Consider the following 21,156-nt stretch of genomic DNA (forward strand, 5'->3'; position numbering starts at 1 on the left):
CTCCCCCTGCTCCGCATAATGGCTCTAGACAATTAATTGCGGAGCCAAGAACCTTGGCGCTCCCTTGCCTGCTCACCGCCAAAGGCTCAATCCCGTCTCCTGATCGAACTCTCTTGATAATTTACCTCCCGTAAGCTCTTTTATGTAATATTCGCCCGCGAATATCCTCGCTTCCGGCATGAGATGCCCGCCGTAACAGCTGCCTTTATGATCGGCCAGTGTAATATGCGCGTGCACGAAGACCTCCCCGTCCTTATCGGATATATTGCCGGTGCATGAGGTTATCTCAAGTTTCTTATCCAGGCTCGCGCATTCTGTGTATTCCTGCTCATTCTGTTTGTAATATCCAAGCTTCACCGAGTCCAGCGCCCCTATGACCGAGAACACTCCAAGGCGTATATCCTCTTTTTTACAAAGAGATGTTAACTCCTCCAGCAGGTCTGACCTGTGCTTGAGCCTGCCCATGAAGATCCTTCCCTGTTTCAGCTGCATAAAAACTCCTCCTTGCCGATTTCTCTTCCCTGGAACTACTCCACATTCCCCTCTTCATCACAGTAACAGGCATCCGTCTGGAACTTTTCCCAGAGAGCCTTGAATTTTTCAAGTTTTTCAAGGTGTTTACGTATATTATCGCTTCCTTTGACGACTTGCTTCTCATCTACCAGAACAGGCGGTTTTGAGCCCTCTGGAAGGCTCTCAGGGAGCTTTTCTCCCTTTTCGAGGGTGATTACCTTATGGGCGAGCACCATCTCCTCCAGGGCGTCCTGGACGGCCTGGCACCACTTGCAATCCCTGGTCCTGTAAAAATAGATCATATCCCCTCCCCCCTATAAACCAAAAAGGCAACCCCTCCTTCCGGAGAAGTCGCCTCACCCAGTAGTTGTTCATTTACCCGCGGTCACTTACTGTCCCTCTATTGGTGGTCAATATCCATAAAGGCTGAATAAATGTATTATACACCCGGGATCTCTCTATTACAAATCCTCAGGGGGGATCTCCTGTTCTCTCACCCGCCTGCAGTATCCTTATCTTCACTGAAAATAAATACCCAGCTGGTTGTACAAACTATAAAATATGCTATAATTTCTTTAAATTGCACAATTAAAAGAAAAGAGGCCGCTATGTTGAAACGCATTATCCTTTGTTTTCTTTTCGTTATATTCTTCAGCCCCCTGGCGTCTGGCGAAAAACCCGCTGAAGTCCGGAAAAAGGACATAGTCAAGGAAGCCGCCCGCGAGATTGATCAGGCCGTTGATGAAGAAGCGGTAAAGGCCGTTTCCGCAGACATAGTCGAGGAGGTAAAGCAAGCCCACGTCCAGAGGGACGTACAGGTAACCCGCCCGCTCAGGGACCAAGGCCCCACTCAGGTCCGGGTCTCGGTCTATGTGGTCGATATAGACGACGTTGATACGGCAAGCCAGAAATTCGACGCGAACGTGTATTACGAATTCACCTGGAACGACCCCCGCCTCGCCGGGCAGTATGATGAAAAGGTGCGTAAACCCCTCGGTGCGGTGTGGCACCCCCAGATGCAGTTCATCAACCAGCAGCGACTCTGGGAAACCTATCCTCGGCAGGTTGAAATATATCCCGACGGAAGGGTCGTCTACAAGCAGCGCTCCTGGGGTTCTTTCTCGCAGCCTCTTAAGCTGAAGGATTTTCCATTCGACAAACAGTCCTTTAACATCCTCCTTACCGCGTCCAGGTACACCGATCAGGAAGTGCGGTTCCAGAATAATGAGGATCTCCCGTGCGGGATAGCGGAGGAGGTCTCCGTCGCCGACTGGAGGATAATCGGGCTGGAAGCCGGCCCCGTTCCCTCTCCCCTTGCTCTTGACAAGAAAGTATTTTCCCTGTCAATAAAAGCCGCCCGCGTTTCAGGGTATTATATCATCCAGATAATAGTGCCTTTACTCTTCATTATCATGATGTCCTGGATCGTTTTCTGGATAGACCCCACGGAAACGGGCACACAGCTTTCGATAGGGACAACGGCCATGCTCACGCTCATCGCTTTCAGGTTCATGACCGGTATTACCCTACCTAAAATAGAATACCTGACAAGGCTTGATTATTTTATTCTGGTCGCGACCATCCTGGTCTTTCTGGCCCTTATAGAAGTGGTGATAACATCCTGGTTCGCGAGGTCCGGCAGGATCGGAACGGCCAGGAAAATCGATCTTGTGGCCAGGGTCGCTTTTCCCCTGGTCTTTGTTCTTGCTGCACTGGAAACTCTCTTATTCCGGGTATTGATGTAGCCGGCTCGGGATCATTACCCTGACCAGTGAAGGGCCCTTCCCAGGTTAAGGGCCTCGATGTTCACCTGGTCCAAGGGTTCTGTCCGTTTGAAATGTACGCGGCAATGGGTTACAATAAATCATTGATATATTTGTAGGAACATAAGGTTATCGACATGTCCATGACCAAAGCCGGAATTATAATAGTCTTATTGAACCTCATAGTGGTCGCCACTGCCCTTTTCCTCGGGGAGACCCCGGATGAGTATTTTGCCGAAGGCGCGCTGGCCACTTATATCTCTTTTATCCAGCTCGCGTTAATATCCGTTCTCTGCTGGTTCGTCTTCAGGATCAAAAGAACGGCTATATGGATCGTTATTTGCGCGGGGTTCGCTTTTCTGGCGCTTGATGAGGTCATAATGATCCATGAGAAGATAGATATGTTCATCCACTGGCTTTTCCGGATGGAGGAGACCGCCCTTACCGACAGGATAGATGACCTTGTTATACTTGCCTATGCCGCAGTGGGATTGGGAGTTCTCTATCGCTACCGCAAAGAGTTCTACTCCCTCAAAAAAGCGGCCCCCGCCCTTATCGCGGGGGTTCTTTTCATGGGGATAATGGTTGCCGGGGATATTATCTCGAACCGCGCGGACATACTTACCGACCCCCTTCTCCGCTCCTGGGTATCGGCCATGGAAGATGCGTTCAAGCTTTTCGCCGAAGGCGCCTTTCTTTTTGCCGCGTATTACTCTTACCGGATGAATAAAGTCTCTTTTCCGGGCAAGTGGCAGGTTGTTTGATCGTTATATCTGCCGCGTGCAGCCTCTCGGCGTTACCTTTTTCCGGTGACTTATATCATTCCTCGAAGTGCACGCTTTTATTTATGTCCCTTCCAGCTGCCCTGTTGGCAAGCCAGCATATCGGGCAGATCTTTTCAAAAACCCGCGCCATGCGGTAAAGGAAAGTAGGCCTCCTGCAGCTTCTTGTGTACCTGCAGGTCGGGCACTTGGAGCAGATCTTTATCCAGATGTTAGAATGCATGTCAGCTCCTCTTTTTAAACCATATCTATTATACTGCTCGGGGCTATATCCCCGGGTTTCATATTGATCATCTTCCCCCTGCTCCGCATAATGACGCAAGCCAATTAATTGCGGAGCCAAGACCCCTGGCGCCAGACTCGGTCAACCTGAAACGCCCCATACCGGTCCTTGTAAAAAAAACAAGGCCCGGCGTTATGTAACTTTACCGGACCTTGTTTATCTTGAGCGGATTACAGCTTTACTACATTTACGGCCATCGGCCCCTTGGCGCCCTGCTGAATCTCGAATTCAACAGCTTGCCCTTCTTCGAGGGACTTGTAACCTTCACCCTGGATCTCGTTATGATGCACGAATACATCATCACCGGATTCAGGAGCAATAAATCCATAACCTTTTTGGTTATTGAACCATTTTACTGTGCCTTTTACCATTATAAACTACCTCCTTCCGCATTTTTTATAGTAAATAATGGTAAGTATAAAAAAACCACAAGGTGTACGTTTCCAACCTTGTGGGATAAACTTTACGCCTTATTTACTAACTTTCATATATTATATCACAATTCCCGGAACTGTCAAGAAAAATATCCGCCATGACCGGTCTTAATCCTGTTCCGCATAATGAGCCGCATACCATTAATCGAGGAGCCTCTTCCACGGGTGATTTCCTTCACCGGTCAACCCGGACTACCTGTACTCGACCGGCTTTATATCGGGTGAGGGGCCTTTATACCGGCGGTACCTTTCAGTGTCCCGGCTGGCCTTGTCAACGAGAACCGCGAAAGCCGGGCAGAGGTTGTAGCACTTCATGCAGAGGATGCATTTATCCCCGAAGACAGCGCCCTTGCCGGGGTCTATCTCTATGTTCTCCACAGGGCACATCCTGTAGCAGAGGCCGCACCTGGTGCACCTATCGCTGTCGCAGATAAAGAACTTCCTGGCATAATCGGTGAATGGCTTAAGGCCCGCTCTCTGGACCCATCCGAAGAGCCTTGAAAAGGGGCTCACCCCGTCAACTTTCCCCTCGCCTTCAAGGACCGAGGAGCATATTTTCTCAAGGCGCCGGGAAGCCTCTTTCAGTATTTTCTGCTTTTTATCCTCATCCGGCACCTTCCACAGGTTCCACCCGGGTATATTTATGTTTATCGGCATGAACAGGTGGTCTATGTAGAACGCATCATAGCCCTTTTTCCCGAGGAGCTTTTTCCAGTACATGCCGGTATCCCCGGTAAAGACAGCGCAGTTTCCCACCAGGAAGACCTTCCTGCCCTCTGCTCCAGGCAAACCTTCCAGCCTCTCCCTCACGGGATCGGGCATGTTGGATCCCCAGACGGGATAGAGAACCCCCAGCATATCACAGTTTTCGCTGAATTCCTTTCCCGCGGTGACCGCGTCGAAGAGCCTGACCGTGTGCCCCTCTTCTTCCATGAAGCTCTTTGCTTTCCGGGCAAGCCAGAGAGTGTTGCCGGTTGAAGTAAAGTACAGGATATTTATGACCACCTGTGCCCCCTTTAGGTATTTACAGGATATTCTATCACTTTATTCTGCCGGGTGCCATCTAAAAGGTGGGAGTTTCACTTAAAAGATCGGGATAGAGTGAATCCATCCAGGGTGGAATATATGAGCCGCGAAAAACTATTATTACGCGGCCTGTATAAGGGCAAGCATGTTCTCGTTCAGGTCGCGCAGCTGGTCGTATTTAAGTCTTTCCACCGGCGGCAGGTAGAAAATAACTGTTTTAGCGAACTCCTTAACGTCGCTTACCGCGGGAGGCAGTTTGCCCGTGAGGAGCCTGTATATATTCCTGAGTGCTGATATGTTCTCGGCATGATATGCCCTTAACGCAGCCAAAACGCCTTCGAACTGCCTGAATTCGCCAAGTTCTCCTTCGAAAACAAGGCCCTGTATTCCTTTGGCGTCAAGTTCAAGCATGATATCCCTGCTCGTGCAGGCCGCCATTACTATGTTATTGGGGTCCTGCGCAAGTTCTGCCGCTTTTGGTATGAGTTTCTCCCCCTCTCCCTCGACAAGAAGTATCCTCTCGGGTGAACCCGCTTTTATAAGAGCCTGGCTCAGGCTTTGCATGGCCGTTTGCTGGCCGGCAGGTATCATCGATACCGGTATCACGTGCCACAGCGTCTTATCTTCAGAAATAGCCGGTTCTATGGAGAGATTGGTAAGGTGTATCTTCTCTGCCGTTATCCTGATAACTGACTTGCGTATGTCGGATATCACATCGGGAGCAAGTTGCGTACGGCAGCTTTCCATCTGGGGTATCCTCTCCCTGAGCTCGGCCACCTCCTCTTCGGTAAGGGCTGCGACCATCGGGCTGAGTTTGTAGATGTAAGCCTCGCCCCTGTTGCGTCTTGTGAGGTTCGTGACCGCTAAGAACCCAAGGTTCTTGAGAAAGTCAAGCTCCCTCTCCACCGTGACCGGTGAATACTCCTGGCCGTTATCCTTCCGGCTGCGCCACGAGGCGGAATTCTCCGCGGAAATATCCTTGCCGGCTAAGGCTTCACGGTTGCGGATAAGGTCGGCTAAAGCCTCCCCCGGAGAGCCGAGCCCGTCCTTTTCAGCTATGAGCTCCTCTTCCGCTACGGACCTTACCCTCAATAACTCCGCCGCTTCCACTACCTTGCCTTCGGCCATGTATTGTTCTATTGGTTCGTTGATAAGAGCGAGAATTTCCCTGAGAGAACGGATACGCAGCCATTTCATGAAGGACTCGCCATCGGCGAGCTCCCTTAAGAAACTGAGCTGTTCTTCGCTCATTCCCTCAACATCATGGAAAGTGAGGTCCTCAATGGTCTCCGATTCCGAATCCTTGTATCCCCAGAGCCTGAGTCCGGTCCTTCTGCCGTCCTTATCCCTCTTGAGGAAAGTAAGCACCGCACCTCTGTTGGCGTATCCTTCGGACATCTCGTAGTCTATATGCAAAATGCCGCTGCCAGTGTCGGTAAATATGTTCACGAAAGGCATTTGGGTATCGCCCTTGGCGAACTTCTTACGTTCATTGTGCCCCAGTATCATCATGAATGACACCGGACGGGCTGAATACTCCTGTACGGGGAAACCGAGTATATCCGCTCCCAGTTCGGCCGGTCCGCCCAGGTCGACGAACTCCCTGACCGCGGCCGCTTTAGCGTAGGCTTTCTTGTCGGAATACCATTCATTTATGATGGTAAGGGCCTCGCCCACCTCTTCCCACATCTTTTTCCGGAAAGCGTGGGAATCGGGTATTTCCCGGTAGCCGATGAAAAAATTGCGTATGTCTTCCTGCATCATTTCAAGCGCGGGAAGGCCTTTAAGCTCTTTGTATTCGACCGTCAGTTTTTTCGTCTCCGGGTCAAAAGGCAGTATCCCGTGCATATGGAGGTTCCCGAACATGTCAACGTAGAAAAGCCTGAGGTTCTGCAGGTCCCAGAGGGTTTTCTCCATCACTTCAGGAGCTCTCCTGTAATTGTCCAGTGTGACTATGTCTATCTCTATCGGCTTTATGTCAAGCCCGTGTCCGGCATTTATCTGGGCTATGATCTCATTCCTCCGGTCCAGCTCGGCTCTGAGATAAGCAAGTGTCTTTTTCAGGATATTGGGGAGCTTGACCTCCTCCTTGCGCTGGTAATCCGGATCGTTCCTGTGGGCTTCATTCTCCGACCGTATCTTGGCGTTTATCTTTTTCTTGGCCTTGAGGTCGCTGTCGAACTCGCAGCGCTTTGAAGCTATATCGATCTTTTCTATCTCATCTATGCCGTTAAGCCGCAGCACCTCGTTAACGCGGCTAATCGCTTTGTTGGCCCTGCGCTCGTTTACCTGGTCTATTTCTATATTCCCCCATCCGGCATGCTCAAAAGCGTCCCGCGCCCAGTACCCTATATGATGGTTCTTATTGGCCTTGAGACGATAGTCCACTTCAACAAGCCTTTCTTCCAGTTCTTCGCGGAGCCTTTGCGCCTCTTCCTTCTCGCCCTTCTCTTCGGCGATGCCTATAAGTTTACCGTAGGTATCGCGCAGCCTGTCCGTTACCACATCAAAGTATTCGTGGACCCCAAGAACTGAGATGGCCCTCCAGAAATCATGATTGCCGGTTATGGGCTTGAGTTTACGAGACTGGTTGAGCCAGGATACAAGCTCGTAAGTGCCGACCGGGTCATTGCCCCTGTCGTATTTATCGCTGAGCCCGGCGAACCTGAGGTTAAGTTCGTCCACGTTGATGTTTTCCTCGGCAAGTATCCTTTTGAGGTCTTCAACGTTATTTATCCTGCTGTAGCCACCTTCATCAAGACCGAGAGCGAAACCTATAAGAGAGGCCGCTCTTCGATGTCCGCCGTGAAGGTCCTGCATGGTCACCAGTTTCGGCAGGTTCCCCCTTCCCGGCATGTCCAGTTCTTTTTCGATCTCTCCTATCAGCCACCGGAGCTCTATTATTCTTCTTTCCTTGGCGGAATTATCGAAAAGTATCTGGTTGAAGGCGAATTTGACGTTCTTGTTGTCTATAACAGAATATCCCCTGCCTACTTTTGAGAGCGTGTTAGCGAGATAGCGATGCTCCTCCGGAGACAGCATCCTGTCACCTTTGTCCATCTCAAGATGCATCTTTTTGAATATGAGCCTTATCATATGCTGCACGTTCGGAAACTGATCGTTATCGAATATCGACATACAGAAAACGAACCTCCCGTGCATCTTTAACTGGTGTATATTATATTTGTTATAAAGCTCAAAGGCTTTCTGTTGGAGATTCGTCCAGAAAAGATTGCCCCCGGATCTTTCGTTAAGGGCTCCGGCATTGCGCATTTTCCACTCATTAAGTTCCTTTATAGCCTTGTCGGGGTCGGGTTTAAGGTCCTCGGCATTGACGGTATTGTTATAATCCCTCTGACGCAGGGCATTCAGGTCAACGAAGCGGGCATTTTTGAGGTCTATTTTTTGGTCCGTACGCATGGAAATGCTCTGCAGGAGCGGCTCTGGATCGAATGCGGCGCTGGATGCTTTTGAAGAGGCTTCGGTAAATGCAACATAGGCCTCGCGTACGTCCTTTTGCATGTATTGGGCGTTATTGACCGCGGAGGGTAGCCCCGCTTTGGCAAGGACCTCATGGAGTAGCGCCAGCTCAAGCTCAAGCGCGCTCTCTCTGTCCTTTACATGAATGGCAATATTAGATGCGTGGTCTACGTGTTCGGCAGGAACATCACGAAGTCCGACGACTTTGAAAATGCGGTTCTCGCCGGCAAAGTTCTCCAGATCTTCGGCTAGCCCTCCGCAACCCAGACCGTTAAGAAAACTCAGTATATTGCGCACACTGATATCGGCGCTTCCGATTATTACTCTCTGACCGGGCTCAAGCGCATCCAGAACACTGTCGGTATTCTTCTCATGTTCTATGTAAGCTTCTATCTCTTCCCTTTCGGCGCGTTCTCCTTTAGCTGAAACAAGCTGTGCGGGTTTCAGGGCCACTACTTCCTTTTCCGTGAAGATCCTCACGGTGGGCGAGCTTAGATCATTTTCAAGTGATATGTACGCCGTATAATTATTGCTGTTCACTTTACACGGAAGCAAAAGAGCTTTATCGTTCAGTCTGACCCTGTTCTCAAAATCCATGAAAGCTTTTGTCTGTTCGCTGATCCTCTCTTCAATGGAAAGGTCGGTCTCCATAAATACGCGCGGAGATTTTTTCAGGTGACACATTAAAAGATATTCCAAAAGAGCGACATCTTTTATCTGGTGGTCCTCAAGAGGTGAGAAAACCATCTGTGGAGCGAGATTCTGAATATTTTGTGAGGCTTTAAAAGGCTTCACTTCGGGTAGGGCATATCCCGGTACAGAGGACAATATCGTAAATACCGTAAATACAACAGAAAAAACGAGTTTGACAGCCTTATTACGCATATCTTCTCCCTTCGGAGTTTAACTATTATAATTAGATAGATTGATTCAAAATCAAATTCACCCCATTATACCATATCTGGGTATTTAATAAGCTAACTATATCTAGCTATTTTTTCTCTAACTTTTAAATCTATTAACCGAACTGCTAATAGGGATCGACACGTATAATTATAGTCAAATAGGGGCTCTATCGGTCTTTTTGTGGGGATTTTATGCTGGTCTACGCTCTAAAGAGCGATTTTGGGCCCAATCGCTCCCGCATAAAGCTGAAAGAGGTGAAAATGTTCAATTAGAAGTTCAAGTGAGCTGGTCGGCCAATTCCGGGTATAGCTTTTTCAGGCAATCAGGACATATGCCATGCGATAGATCGGTTTCTACGGCCTTTAAAAAACGCTTCTCCACTTCCACCCAGTCTTCTTCCTTGAGCTTAAGTTTTTTACAACTTGCACAGATGCGGATAAGCTGCTCTTCCCGTCCTTTTGGGATAGCCTTGCGCAATAGAGCCAGAATGGTTTCATCCTTTGTCTTTTTCCTGAGTTCGGAGCCAAGGTCAAGGACTATACCCCTGAGCATGAGAGGCTCTCCTGATCCTGATCTTTCCATGATCACGCCCCGGTCCACATACCATGTATAGGTTCCATCGGCTTTTCTTATTCTGTAATCTATCTGGTACAACGGCGCTCTGCCTTCGAGGTGGTCCCTCATCGCGTCCATTGCACGTTCATGATCATCAGGGTGCAGCAGGTCCGTAAAAGCCTGGTACCCAACGTCGGCGAAATCCTTCGGGTCGTATCCTATCATTGTGACCTTAAGGTCGTTAAAGGTTACTTTGTTGTCGGGAATCTCCCACTGCCACCAGGCGAATTCGGACGTGCGGAGGCTTTCATCAAGCAAACGTTTAAGTTCTTTGTCTGTGTTTTTGGACATGTTTTTTCCTTTGCGTTTTACCTTCAAAAAAAGCTGTTCGATCAAGATCCTGAAAAAATAAAATATTTCCAGGATATGAACGCGATAAGCCCGTGTGATACCGCTGGAGCCCATATATTACCGAAATATCTGTAGAGATATCCCCAGAACGCCCCTAGAAGGGCGATAACCGCTATAAGAGCGGTTGCCGCCAGAGGCGGGATTATGATAAAAAGATAAAAATGCATTAGACCGAATACAGCCGCCGTTATCCAAATTGCCACGTGTACCGGAAAAAAGTTCTTCATTTTCGCCTGGAAAAAACCACGCCAGAACATCTCTTCGCCCAGCCCCACCAGCAGAACACTGTAAAAAAGCGAGGCCAGCCATATTGACGGCCGGTCGTTCGCCCTGAGAAGACGGAACCCCAGTTCGTTCTTTATTGAAATATCAAGCCCCAGGGATCTTAGTATTCCGTTCATCTCGGTGACCTTGTCCAGGGCATATCCTGTTAACCCCGCGGTTTTAAGGACGGTCCCTCCCAGAAAAGCCAGAACAACCCCTGAAAGCAGCCCCGCCGCCAGAGAAGCCCAGATCCGGTCTTTCCTGATGCCGAGCGTGGATATATCCTTTCCCCGAACTGCTACCTGCCATAAAAGAGGTATCGAGAAAGTCACGGTAAAAGTGCCGTAAATACCGAAAATGAGCGATATTAACGGCAGGAGAAAAGCTATCATGCTGATAAATATGCGTTTGTTCATGAATTGACTCTGCTTAAGCTACTCGATCCCGAGCCCCATCCTCACGATAAGGCCTATCAGGAAGGACACAAGAGCGACGCCCATGCTTATCGTGATCATCTCCAGGAAACGTTTCTTGAATGAGACTTCCTGGGCGACGGATACATAGAAGGTAAATATGAATATTATCAACACTGCCATTATCAGTGAGACCCCCAAGCATAGATAAAGGTGGCCAAGCACCAAAAATGGCAGGATAAGAAGAGCCACGGCGAAGATATACGCGAACCCCGTATACGTAGCCGCTTTGACGGGATTTTTATCGCTTGGCTCGCTTCTGGTAGAGAGATATTCACTGGCTGCCATGGAGAGCGATGCGGCGATACCGGTGACCAGGCCCGCGGTCGCCACAAGGCGTGTATCCTGCAAGGCAAATGTAAGACCCGCAAGAGCGCCGATGAGTTCGACCAAGGCGTCATTAAGCCCCAGAACGATGGAGCCCACGTATTTAAGGCGTTCTTCATCAAGCAGGCTTAACAGCTCCCTCTCATGTTCGTTCTCATCCTCTTTTATGTCCCTCGCTTCGGGGAAGCTTTCAGTGATACTATCATATGCCTCTTGAGCGTTCTCCTCGCCCTTTTCCATGAGCTTGACCCCGAAGGTGAGTCCCAGGACCCTTGAGATCGTTATATAATACCATATCCTGAACCTGTCGGGCTTTACCTCGGTACCGGTATGCTCACGCAGTATATCGTAATGCTTTTTCTCTTCATCGGCTATTCTTTGAAGAACCTGGCTGTTATTGGGGTCTTTTATAAGAGTGGCAAGTTTTCTATAGATGTGGTATTCGGTTATCTCGTTCTTCTGAAAAACGAGCATCTGTTCGCGTACGGCATCATCCATTATTCACCCTTTCCGTTATTTGGGATCTTTATAAAGGCTTCCTACCTGCTCTGGGCTTTTTCCAGAGCGCTTTGCACTGCGTTTATGGTATTGATGCTGCTTACCGTAGCTCCGGTGACCGCATCGACATCAGTGGACTGCTTGTTTATTATTTCGTCCAATAAAGGTTCGACCATTTCCTCGTATTTTTCACCTCCACCGCCGTGATGCAGTATCTTTATGTCGGAAATACTGCCCTGGTCCACGGTAACCTTTACTTTAACGAAGGAATACTCCCCCTCGTATGTCCCGTCGGTATAATTCCCCGCACCGAAAGAGACCGAAACGATCCCAAAAACGAACAAAACAGTTAAAAATATCGTTCGATAATAAGTCATGATCTCCCCTTTATCTTGCCGTAGACAGCAGTGTCGTCGCGTGCAGCCATAATAAGATTCTGACAACTAGCGAACTCTCTCGCCCGGCGGATTGGAAGCACCACCAGCCGCCCTATCTTCTATCCATATAGGCTGAACTACATTGGTCCATAACTGGCGCATGAACAAGAAAGCGAAATAAAATATACCAATGATCAGTATCGACCAGAGAATGAAAGCCAAAACTCCCTTGAAACTTCTTTTCGGGGGAATATCCTCACTCTCCGGGGCCTGTTCTGGCTCTTGCTTTGTTCTCCCTGCGAACAGGCACGCTCCCCAGAAGTCCCTGCACCGTTCTTTATATTTCTCCAGCCTTTTGCCCATGTTTTTCCTCCGTCGTTTTTACGCCGGATGTAGTGTCCCCGGATAACCGAAAATATTCCTCATATCCAATGAAAGGACCCTGAAAAGCGGCGTGGCAGCGGTAACGACATTTTAATTTCGGCAGACTCATGATGTAAATTTGCATGTTTATCATCTATCAGAGCCTTCCGGGCTCGTACCGGCATCCGGGAGAAAAGTCCCACCTTTTTTAACCCCGCCCCTGTGTTCAACACCCTTATGCATAACCGCGAACTCGTTGAACTCTTTACGCAGCCCCTCAGGGAGCTTTTCTATAGAGACCGTCACCCTGGACCTTTTACCGCTTCCTATGTGCTCGACTGTGAGCTTGACACCTGTAATTGTCGATGCCGTTTCCGGGTCAAGTTTGAACAGCGCCTTCTGCCCGGTTATCTCACCTCGTGCCTGTGAAGCGAGCAGCCCCAGCGATACCGCCATGCCAACGGTATCTATCCCCCTTGCGGTGCCGCCCCTGGCGTGTTCCTGTCCTGTCACGTGACATGACCCGCCGGAGGTGCACCTGTTCCCGTAAGCGCCGTAAGCCGCGCCGATGGCCGTGAATACAACGGTCGCGGGCATCCTGAAAAGGGATTCCTTGGTACCGTATATTTCATTGTAGCTCTCAGGCCGTAGTCGCCGACTACCGGCAAGAAGTTTGGTATCGATGACCTTCCACTTTCTTGATTCAGCTCCTTCTCCGGTAGCTAGGGATGCTACTTCAATGTTGACTTCACCTTTTTTCGTTACCTGATAGAGGATGCCGACATTCGCCTTGAAGTTCCTTTTTTCTGAGGATCTGAATTCGATCCATTCCTCAGAGATACCCTTTAACTGTTCTTCTCTTGCTTTTTGCAGATCATGCATCGTGGGTTTGCCGGGCGCTCCCTGGGCACAGGACTCGTGAAAAGGAATGACCAGCAAAGCGATCAAGGCTATTTTCAGGATCATGCCGTATACCTCCGGTATTTAATCGACCTTTGTCCCAAGATACTTTTGTAGAAGAGTTACGACCTTGTCCACTTTCACCGCGAAACCTATATTCTGGGCTTTCTGGATCACGGCAAGATTGATGCCCACCAGTTCCCCGTCCAGGTTGAGAAGAGCCCCGCCGCTAGAGCCGAGGTTGATGGATGCATCTGTCTGCAGAAGGTCCCTGCAGACATATTTATCGCAGTTGGGATGCTTGAAAGCCCTGTCTATTCCGCTAATGACACCTGCGGTGACCGAATTCTCAAGTCCGAAGGGATTACCTATGGAAACAACGGTCTCGCCGATCATGATTTTCCTGGGATCGGCAAAATCGATCTCGGGAAGTTTTTCCATGGAATCGGTCTTTATAAGTGCGAGATCGTTAACGAAATCCTTGATAACCACTTCTCCCTCCATGACCTTGCCGTAATCAAGGACCACCAGGATATTGGTAGCTTTCTGAACAACATGGAGATTGGTGCAAACGAGGCCCCTTGAATCGACTATTACCCCTGAGCCGAGACTTGTCGTGGTCAAAGTACCCTCTGAATAAGATTCTCCGAAGTACTCCTCGAAGAATTTATCGAAAAAGCCGCCGTAACTGCCCCATTCCTCGAAGTCTTTGAGATTTATGACCTTTTCTGTACGGATATTAACAACGGCGGGGCCTGACTTTTTAACAACCTCTACAATAGGTGTCTTCCTCAGATTTTCCGAATAGGAAATCCCCGCCACGAAAGAAAATACGAGGATCAAAACTGTAATGCCCAAGAATCGTTTCATCCGGCGTCTCCTTATTATTATTACTATTAGGGAAAACACTGGCCTCTCATTCGGGTGTAATCGACCCATCTCCCCTGAACTCAAAGGAACCAGCACATACTGAATTATTATAACAGAATACGCGTCAAAATGATATCGTGCAATGAAAGGCGTGTTTGATGGAAAGAAAAGGGCCCGTATCCTGATCCCCGAGACCATGATAGAGCCCTGTTGATATTCAGCCGTTAGTCCACTGACATGATCTCAACATCGAATGTCAGTGTCTTGCCCGCAAGAGGATGGTTGAGGTCAACCACGACAGTATCCGGTTTTATCTCAGATATCCTTATTACGGAAGTCGCTCCCGAGGGAGATTTTGATTCGAGAAGCATGCCTACCTGGGGCTCCACGTTACCGGGAAGCGCGGTTCGGGGCAACTCCTTGAAGGCCGCTTCGCTCCTTGCCCCGTATGCTTTTTCCGGCGGGATTTCAATGGACTTCTTTTCCCCGATTTCCATGCCCTCGAGGTTTTCCGCAAGAGCGGGAAGTATTTTTTCTTCGCCGTGCACATATACGAAAGGTTCGGTGCCTTCTGTGCTGTCTACGGTCTGACCCTCGGTAGTTACTGTATAGTTAAGTGTGACTTTTTTGCCTTTTTCGATCCCCATGATGCCTCCTTTTTTTGTGCGTCATAAAAAAGAAAGCCACAAGTGCAAATATCCTCTTACTTGTGGCTTTTAAGATATTCAATCATGCACGCGTATCATTCCAGCCTTGATATAACATCATTGTTATATATTTAGCGGGTATTGTCAAAGGTTTTCGGGATAGACATGAAAAACGAATAGAACCGGATGCCCTATGCCGGGCGGGTTACCTCTTCCTGATCGTTCTGAGGTGAATTGACCAGCCTCGAGACCTCATGCGCCCGCATGCTGCCCTCAAAAGGTCTCAGCAAGCCGATCACATTCTCCAGAGAGGTATTGCTGTCGAGATACGCGTGCTCCCCATCTTCCGGCAGAATGACTGGCATCCTCTGATGTATTTCTCCCATAAGAGCGTTAGGAGACGTGGTTATGATCGCGCATGAGTATACTTTCTCCCCGTCCGAGGTCCACTTATCCCATATACCGGCAAAGCTGAAAAGAGAGCCGTCTTCAAGTTCGATTCTGTAAGGCACCTTCCCCGAAGGTGTGCTTTTCCATTCGTAAAAAGAATCGCCTATCACCAGACACCTGTTATTCCGTATCGGCCCCTTGTAACTGGGCTTCTTTAGTATCGATTCCGCACGCGCGTTTATCATGCTGTAACGGGCGTCGATCTCTTTTGTCCAGTGAGGCACCAGCCCCCATCTCATGTGTGTTATTTCCTCAGGGGATTTGTTCGATATGACCGCTATCTTCTGTGAAGGCGCAATGTTGTAGCGAGGTTTCAGATCCCGGGACATTTTCCTCACCTTGAACCTTTTCGCAAGCTTTTTTTTGCCAGTTTTGGTAAGACTGTATCTTCCGCACATAACTAAGCCTTTACGATCGGTATCTCATCCCAGCGAGTGGAATATCCGGGGGAAAGTATCCTCCGGCGCATCGCCCATTTCTTCATGATTCCGTTGGAGGCATATGAAAGAAGCCCCCTGCCCCATCTTGAATTCAATTTATCCACGGCGTGCATCAGCGCCTCGCTTTTACTATTATAGTAACCGGCCTCGAACAAATCCAGCTGTAAATTCCTCCTGCCGGATATATCCATGAGGATCACGCCCGCCTTCGCGTACCGCTTCCCTTCGAGGTATATACGATCTATTATCCCGTGCGCCGCTCTTATGATCGCCGAAGTTCCGGCCGTGGGCGTTGCCAGTGACCGGTAAGAGCCGTTATAATAGCGGTCTCTGTCATAAGAAGAGGTCATGATAAAAACGAACAGTCCGGAACAGACGCTTCCCTGACGCCTGAGTTTTACGGCTGCCCTTGTCGCATAATCCGAAACGGCTTCTTTTATCTGGTTTATATCCGTGATCTTCCGTCCGAAAGACCTGCTCGAGGTTATTTCCTTCTTGTTCTTTGATACGGACTCTATATCCATGCAGCAGGTCCCGTTAAGCTCGCGGACAAGCCTTTCTCCGGTAACGGTCATGTGGGCTCTTGCCCACCGGGGATCAACCCTTTTGAGATCCAAAGCGGTGCTTATGCGGTGCCTTTTGAGGTATTTCGCGTATTGGGTGCCTACGCCCCATATACCCTCAACGGGAAAACTGCCGAGAATCTGCTCGGCCTTCTTTGCAGGAAGCGCCGAAAGATCGAACACACCGTCATGCCGGAGGTCCTTCTTGGCCAGTTCATTCGCGATCTTGGCAAGCACCTTGGTGCCGGCTATGCCCACTGAGACGGGTATTCCGGTCCACGCCAGAACAGTTCGCCTGATCTTGCGGCCCTGACCGGTTAAATTCCCGCGCGCATCCGGAAGTTTAAGGAAGGCCTCGTCTATGGAATAGACCTCTATGTCAGGAGCGAAACCCGAGAGGGTCTCCATGACCCTTTTTGACATATCCGCGTACAAGGCGTAGTTTGAGGAGAATATCTTGACTCCGTGCTCCCGGAGAAATGTCTCGCATTTGAACAGCGGCGCGCCCATTTTGATCCCGAGATCTTTGGATTCCTGCGATCTGGATATGACACAACCGTCATTATTGGAAAGAACGACAACGGCTCTTCCGTTTAGGGAAGGTTTGAATACCCGTTCGCAGGATACATAAAAATTATTACAATCGACCAGTGCTATCATACCGGATGTATCACGTTGGTCACCACGCCCCAGACCACGAATTCCTCTTCCCCGGTTATCTCTATCTCGGAGTATTCCTCGTTTTCAGGGACAAGGTAAAGTTTTTTGCGTGTTTTTCGTATGCGCTTGACCGTAAGTTCCCCGTTGAGGACCGCTATGACTATACTGCTGTTCCCTGGGGTCCTGGACCTGTCGACCACGAGTATATCCCCGTGATTTATGCCGGCATCCTGCATCGAGTCACCCGAAACCCTGACGAAAAAGGTCGAGGCGGGATTTTTTATGACAAGGTCGTTCAGGTTAAGCCGTTTCTCGATATAATCGTCCGCCGGGGACGGAAATCCCGCCGATATATGCGATGTGTATAAGGGCATTCTGCGGATCGGCACGGTAGCGTCGCCATAAAGCGTTAATGCCCCGGGAACGGTAACCCCCGCGAGATCACCCGCGCTTACCTTGAGGACGCGGGCAAGACGGGCCAGTTCGGACACCTTGGGCTCCCTTCTTCCGCCCTCCCAGTTGGCAACGCACCCCTGCACCACCCCCATAAGAGCGGCGAGTTTCTGCTGGGAATATCCTTTTTGCTTGCGTATCCTTTTGAGGTTCTCTGAAAATCGCATGTAAAGCATATTATCACATATTGTGATAATATGCAATTCAGAATGTGTGGGAGAATTTGACGGTGAATTGCTGGGTTTTCTGGAAAGAGGCGCCCACGTGCCACAGGGACCGGGTCCTTACGAAAACCCCCGAAATGGAGTCCGCCTTGGTCAGTTTCCAGCGGATCTCGGTGTATATCATATTGTGGAGAGAGCTGTCGTGCGGTCTGTATGAAAAACTGTCGCTGAAGATCGCCTTAAAACGGCCGTCGAACAGCTCGCGCGAGACGAACAGCGTCGCCGCATGCGATACAAGCACTTTCGGACTGTAATAGTTATATTCAAAGGGTGAATTGTTAAGCGTTATGTCCTTTCTCAAAAAATCCAGTCTGTGGTATGTATATGAAAGATCGACCGTCGAAGGTCCCTTCAGTATATGCATTATGGGTGAAGCGCTGATCGACAGGCTCGCGTTATTGTCGGGGGCCTGCCCATGGGTATAAGAATCGGCTTCCACATCTGCGTTGAAGCTCAGGTATCTGGCAAGATCCACATGCGCCCCAAGCACAAACCCGTGCCTATCCACCCGTTGTGTCAGTATTTCCTTTTTGGCATCCTGGTGTTCTTTCTCGTAGGCGAAGTTGATGCTCATATGAGGCCCTATATTCTTCAGGCCCCGGAAATAACAATCGAATATCGCCTGTTCATCCATGCTGTAATACTTGAAGACACCGCCGCCGAAAAGTACCAGGTCTTCGGTAAAGGCTTTGCTGATCTCGATAGTGCCTATTTTCCTCGAATATCTATCTACCCCGGGCTCGGTCCTGCGCTTATCGACAAAGGTCGATTCCATCTGGTATCCGTCCTGCAGATACATCGATCCCCCGTAGGTCTGCACGAGATGTCTGGCGTCCCCCTTGACCTTGAAAAAATCTATCTGCGTGAATACCTGAGGTTTCATGAGCCTTTCTATCTGGTCCAGTCTCCTCTGCGCGCGCACGTTGCCCGGGTAAAGCTCAAGTATGCCCAGATAATATTGCCGGGCCTTTTCATAGGCGCTCGTGTGCAGATACTCGTCCGCCAGCTTTTTATAGGTTTCAAGCTGTTCCGGATGCTTTCGTATCCGGTCGACTACATGCCCGTGACGCGTCCGTGTGTCATGGTGGGAATGCTTCATGGAATCCAGGTGTTTCAGTGTTCTTTTTACGAATATCTTGTTTGGATCTTTTTCAAGAACTTCTTTTAAAAGTTCCCGCGCCTTGCGGTAATGGCCCGTCCACATATATTCAAGCCCAAGACCTTCCTTGGCTCCGATATCATCGGGGTCTATTTCAAGTATCCTCTTGAACTGTTCTATGGCTTTCTCAGGCTTGTCCACGGTTATGTAAAGCGCGGCAAGTCTTTTTCTGAGATCCTTGTTCCGGGGCTCCTCTTTTATTTTTTCCTTCAGCCGGGCGATGCTCCCGGCCTTGTCCTCGGCGTGGCATCTCTTCGCCGCTCCGAAAAGCAAAATAAGCGCCAGGCTCGCCAGAAGAGCCTTCCAGATAGCACCGCGGAATCCATACCGGCGTGAAGGGGGTATCGCGCATTTTCCGGTTATTGATCCTCTCACTCGAAACATCTTAAAGCTCTCCCTCCATTCTATATGCCAGGTGGTCCTTGAGCTTCACCCGGGATAAGTATTCATCGGTAAGCCGTTCAGTGACTTCTTCAGGGAAACTCACTATATCAACAATGCCTTTATGTGAGGCCTTCCTGCGCTGCTCGAGAACAAGTTCCCTGAATTGCTTAACACCCTTTGTGATCTTGATGAAGGAAAAATGCGTATTTGTGAACTTGTGAAGGATCTTGTAGATCTTCTGTTTGCCGACAGCACCGCATTCGCCCCAGAATACCGGTTTACCCCTCACATCGAGCATTACAAGATCCGGCTTGTATCTTTCCCCTATGCGCATCTCTATCTGCAGGTCGGGATAAAAGGGGTAGTATAAAGCGTAGCACAGTATTTTGCCCGCTACATGCGCGAATGTTTCATGACTTTTCTTGATAAGGACTATTTTCTTATCACGTATTTTGAACGTGAATTTCTTTCTGAGATCTATGTCGCCCATTTAAGATATGCTATTTAAGGGATAAGCTCGGTAACTTGCCTGAGCCCCGCTACCAGAATATACTTCTCCACCCGGATATTTATCATTATACAGGATGGGTCCATCACAAAGTCTTCAAGGGAGGGGAACCTCTCAAGATACGGTTCCGCCATTCTGTCTTTATCAGCTCTCCGGGCGGCACCAAGCACTGTTACCGCGTGTGCCTGCCTGAAATCAGATGCGCGAGCCCCAGTATTTACCAGGAGTGACACCATCGGGTCCTTTTTTATGTTCGAATACTTGCTCGTATCCTCAAGGGTCGGGAAATACACGTTGAGTAGATCCGGGGTTCCCGCAAAACAGATAAGTGACGTGTAGGGGTATGGCTCTCCTTTTGTAGCAAGAACGCCAAGTCTTTGCTCGCGCAGGATATTTTCTATGGTCTGCCGTGTGTCCTTTTCCATCAAACGTTACTTTCCTTTGCCTGATATTTTTCAATCATTTTACACCCTTGCAGGTCATATTGAAAGTTTTATGATTTATATTTTTTTATTTCGATTAATATGATTAAATAGTATCTATGAGGATAGGCTACCCCTGCATAAATAGAAGCATAGACTGCAGAGCAAGCAGCACTTTCCGGCTGGCTTCTTATTCCGAAAAAAGGCTGAAACAGACCGTTAGGAACAACCTTTCCTGCTTGTTGAGGATCCTTGAGTACAATCTTTCCCACGATATACTGTTTTTCAGGATAAGCTCGGATCTGGTCCCTTTTGCTTCCCACCCCGTCTGTAAATTCGACTGGAAGAAGCATTTCAGAAAAGACCTGCACCGGATCGGTGATTTCATTAAAGAAAACCGGATGCGCATATCCATGCACCCTGACCAGTTCATTCTCATTAATTCTCCTAAAGAAGATGTCATAAGACGAAGCGTGGCAGAACTTGAATACCATTGCACCCTTCTGGATGTGATGGGGCTGGACCGAAATGCCAAGGTTCAGATACATGTAGGCGGAGTATACCAGGACAAGCCGGGCGCGATCGAAAGGTTCTCCAGAAACTATAAAAATCTCGAAAGAAAAATCAAAAAAAGGCTTGTAATCGAAAATGATGACAAGCTTTACAGTCTCAGGGACTGTCTTTCAGTTCACGAAAGAACGGGCGTTCCCATCCTTTTCGATGTTTTTCACCACAAGTGCCTGAATAACGGTGAAAAACTTCGAGATGCCCTGCTCAAGGCAAGAAAGACCTGGCAGAAAAAGGACGGGATGATCATGGTCGACTTCTCCAGCCAGGAAAAAGGCCGGCCCAAAGGCACCCACACCTCAACTATAAACACACGTTCATTTAAAGGATTTATCCGCGATATCAGCGGCATAGACGCGGATATCATGCTGGAGATAAAGGACAAGGAAAAAAGCGCCTTGAAAGCTGTCAGGGTTCTAAAAGATCTCCGTAGAATATAAAAATAGGGACGGTC

23 protein-coding genes are annotated in these 21,156 nt (G+C 49.1%); 3 read left to right on the forward strand and 20 right to left on the reverse strand.

The window, feature by feature from the left end; all coding sequences use genetic code 11:
* Positions 1 to 72 precede the first annotated feature (72 nt).
* Positions 73 to 492 (reverse strand): DUF296 domain-containing protein, encoded by a 420-nt coding sequence (locus GF409_01450; GenBank protein ID MBD3425878.1) that lies wholly within the window; start codon positions 490 to 492, stop codon positions 73 to 75.
* 35 nt (positions 493 to 527) lie between these two features.
* Entirely contained in the window at positions 528 to 815 is a 288-nt protein-coding gene (locus GF409_01455; protein ID MBD3425879.1) for a hypothetical protein, read from the reverse strand.
* A 132-nt stretch (positions 816 to 947) separates the two neighbouring features.
* Between GF409_01455 and GF409_01460 the strand changes: the two genes are divergently transcribed.
* Both GF409_01460 and GF409_01465 read left to right on the forward strand, forming a co-directional pair.
* Entirely contained in the window at positions 948 to 2,258 is a 1,311-nt protein-coding gene (locus GF409_01460; GenBank protein MBD3425880.1) for a hypothetical protein, read from the forward strand.
* A gap of 155 nt (positions 2,259 to 2,413) precedes the next feature.
* The gene (locus GF409_01465; GenBank protein MBD3425881.1) at positions 2,414 to 3,040 is read left to right on the forward strand and encodes a hypothetical protein; all 627 of its coding nucleotides are present in this window, start codon (positions 2,414 to 2,416) and stop codon (positions 3,038 to 3,040) included.
* 55 nt (positions 3,041 to 3,095) lie between these two features.
* Here GF409_01465 and GF409_01470 read toward each other — a convergent pair whose 3' ends face one another.
* From GF409_01470 to GF409_01555, 18 genes are all read right to left on the reverse strand, one after another.
* Positions 3,096 to 3,281, reverse strand: a complete 186-nt coding sequence (locus tag GF409_01470) for a hypothetical protein (GenBank protein ID MBD3425882.1) — start codon at positions 3,279 to 3,281, stop codon at positions 3,096 to 3,098.
* Positions 3,282 to 3,511: 230 nt separating this feature from the next.
* The gene (locus tag GF409_01475; protein MBD3425883.1) at positions 3,512 to 3,712 is read right to left on the reverse strand and encodes a cold-shock protein; all 201 of its coding nucleotides are present in this window, start codon (positions 3,710 to 3,712) and stop codon (positions 3,512 to 3,514) included.
* Between the two features lie 255 nt (positions 3,713 to 3,967).
* Complete coding sequence (locus GF409_01480; GenBank protein ID MBD3425884.1) at positions 3,968 to 4,780, reverse strand: hypothetical protein; 813 nt, start codon at positions 4,778 to 4,780, stop codon at positions 3,968 to 3,970.
* Between the two features lie 141 nt (positions 4,781 to 4,921).
* Positions 4,922 to 9,028 carry a hypothetical protein gene (locus GF409_01485; GenBank protein MBD3425885.1) on the reverse strand — a complete coding sequence of 1,369 codons (4,107 nt, stop codon included), beginning with the start codon at positions 9,026 to 9,028 and terminating at the stop codon, positions 4,922 to 4,924.
* Between the two features lie 435 nt (positions 9,029 to 9,463).
* Positions 9,464 to 10,207 (reverse strand): PAS domain-containing protein, encoded by a 744-nt coding sequence (locus GF409_01490; GenBank protein MBD3425886.1) that lies wholly within the window; start codon positions 10,205 to 10,207, stop codon positions 9,464 to 9,466.
* On the reverse strand, positions 10,135 to 10,833 hold the full coding sequence (locus tag GF409_01495) for a CPBP family intramembrane metalloprotease (GenBank protein MBD3425887.1): 699 nt from the start codon (positions 10,831 to 10,833) through the stop codon (positions 10,135 to 10,137). The genes GF409_01490 and GF409_01495 overlap by 73 nt, the downstream gene beginning before the upstream one ends.
* An 18-nt stretch (positions 10,834 to 10,851) precedes the next feature.
* Positions 10,852 to 11,715 (reverse strand): rubrerythrin family protein, encoded by an 864-nt coding sequence (locus GF409_01500; protein ID MBD3425888.1) that lies wholly within the window; start codon positions 11,713 to 11,715, stop codon positions 10,852 to 10,854.
* Between the two features lie 41 nt (positions 11,716 to 11,756).
* The gene (locus GF409_01505; GenBank protein MBD3425889.1) at positions 11,757 to 12,092 is read right to left on the reverse strand and encodes an FMN-binding protein; all 336 of its coding nucleotides are present in this window, start codon (positions 12,090 to 12,092) and stop codon (positions 11,757 to 11,759) included.
* Positions 12,093 to 12,158: 66 nt separating this feature from the next.
* Positions 12,159 to 12,455, reverse strand: coding sequence for a hypothetical protein (locus GF409_01510; GenBank protein MBD3425890.1), 297 nt, complete (start codon positions 12,453 to 12,455; stop codon positions 12,159 to 12,161).
* Positions 12,456 to 12,605: 150 nt separating this feature from the next.
* Positions 12,606 to 13,421, reverse strand: a complete 816-nt coding sequence (locus tag GF409_01515; GenBank protein ID MBD3425891.1) for a hypothetical protein — start codon at positions 13,419 to 13,421, stop codon at positions 12,606 to 12,608.
* Between the two features lie 18 nt (positions 13,422 to 13,439).
* Positions 13,440 to 14,423: a trypsin-like serine protease gene (locus GF409_01520; GenBank protein ID MBD3425892.1), complete on the reverse strand. Its 984-nt coding sequence runs from the start codon at positions 14,421 to 14,423 to the stop codon at positions 13,440 to 13,442.
* A 26-nt stretch (positions 14,424 to 14,449) separates the two neighbouring features.
* On the reverse strand, positions 14,450 to 14,872 hold the full coding sequence (locus GF409_01525) for a peptidylprolyl isomerase (GenBank protein ID MBD3425893.1): 423 nt from the start codon (positions 14,870 to 14,872) through the stop codon (positions 14,450 to 14,452).
* Between the two features lie 191 nt (positions 14,873 to 15,063).
* Positions 15,064 to 15,720 carry a hypothetical protein gene (locus GF409_01530; GenBank protein MBD3425894.1) on the reverse strand — a complete coding sequence of 219 codons (657 nt, stop codon included), beginning with the start codon at positions 15,718 to 15,720 and terminating at the stop codon, positions 15,064 to 15,066.
* Between the two features lie 2 nt (positions 15,721 to 15,722).
* Positions 15,723 to 16,985: a translesion error-prone DNA polymerase V subunit UmuC gene (umuC, locus tag GF409_01535; GenBank protein MBD3425895.1), complete on the reverse strand. Its 1,263-nt coding sequence runs from the start codon at positions 16,983 to 16,985 to the stop codon at positions 15,723 to 15,725.
* The gene (gene umuD / locus GF409_01540) at positions 16,982 to 17,533 is read right to left on the reverse strand and encodes a translesion error-prone DNA polymerase V autoproteolytic subunit (GenBank protein MBD3425896.1); all 552 of its coding nucleotides are present in this window, start codon (positions 17,531 to 17,533) and stop codon (positions 16,982 to 16,984) included. Before umuD ends, umuC begins: the two co-directional genes overlap by 4 nt.
* Before the next feature lie 109 nt (positions 17,534 to 17,642).
* A complete protein-coding gene (locus GF409_01545) occupies positions 17,643 to 19,205 on the reverse strand; it encodes a hypothetical protein (protein ID MBD3425897.1) in 1,563 nt (520 codons plus the stop codon).
* 1 nt (position 19,206) lies between these two features.
* On the reverse strand, positions 19,207 to 19,695 hold the full coding sequence (locus GF409_01550) for a hypothetical protein (GenBank protein MBD3425898.1): 489 nt from the start codon (positions 19,693 to 19,695) through the stop codon (positions 19,207 to 19,209).
* A 14-nt stretch (positions 19,696 to 19,709) separates the two neighbouring features.
* Positions 19,710 to 20,138 (reverse strand): pyridoxamine 5'-phosphate oxidase family protein, encoded by a 429-nt coding sequence (locus GF409_01555; protein ID MBD3425899.1) that lies wholly within the window; start codon positions 20,136 to 20,138, stop codon positions 19,710 to 19,712.
* 116 nt (positions 20,139 to 20,254) lie between these two features.
* On the opposite strand from GF409_01555, the gene uvsE reads away from it, so the two are divergent.
* Positions 20,255 to 21,142 carry a UV DNA damage repair endonuclease UvsE gene (uvsE, locus tag GF409_01560; protein ID MBD3425900.1) on the forward strand — a complete coding sequence of 296 codons (888 nt, stop codon included), beginning with the start codon at positions 20,255 to 20,257 and terminating at the stop codon, positions 21,140 to 21,142.
* The last annotated feature ends 14 nt before the right edge of the window (positions 21,143 to 21,156 follow it).

This window comes from Candidatus Omnitrophota bacterium (assembly GCA_014728045.1).
In the GTDB taxonomy this organism is placed as follows: domain Bacteria; phylum Omnitrophota; class Gorgyraeia; order Tantalellales; family Tantalellaceae; genus WJMH01.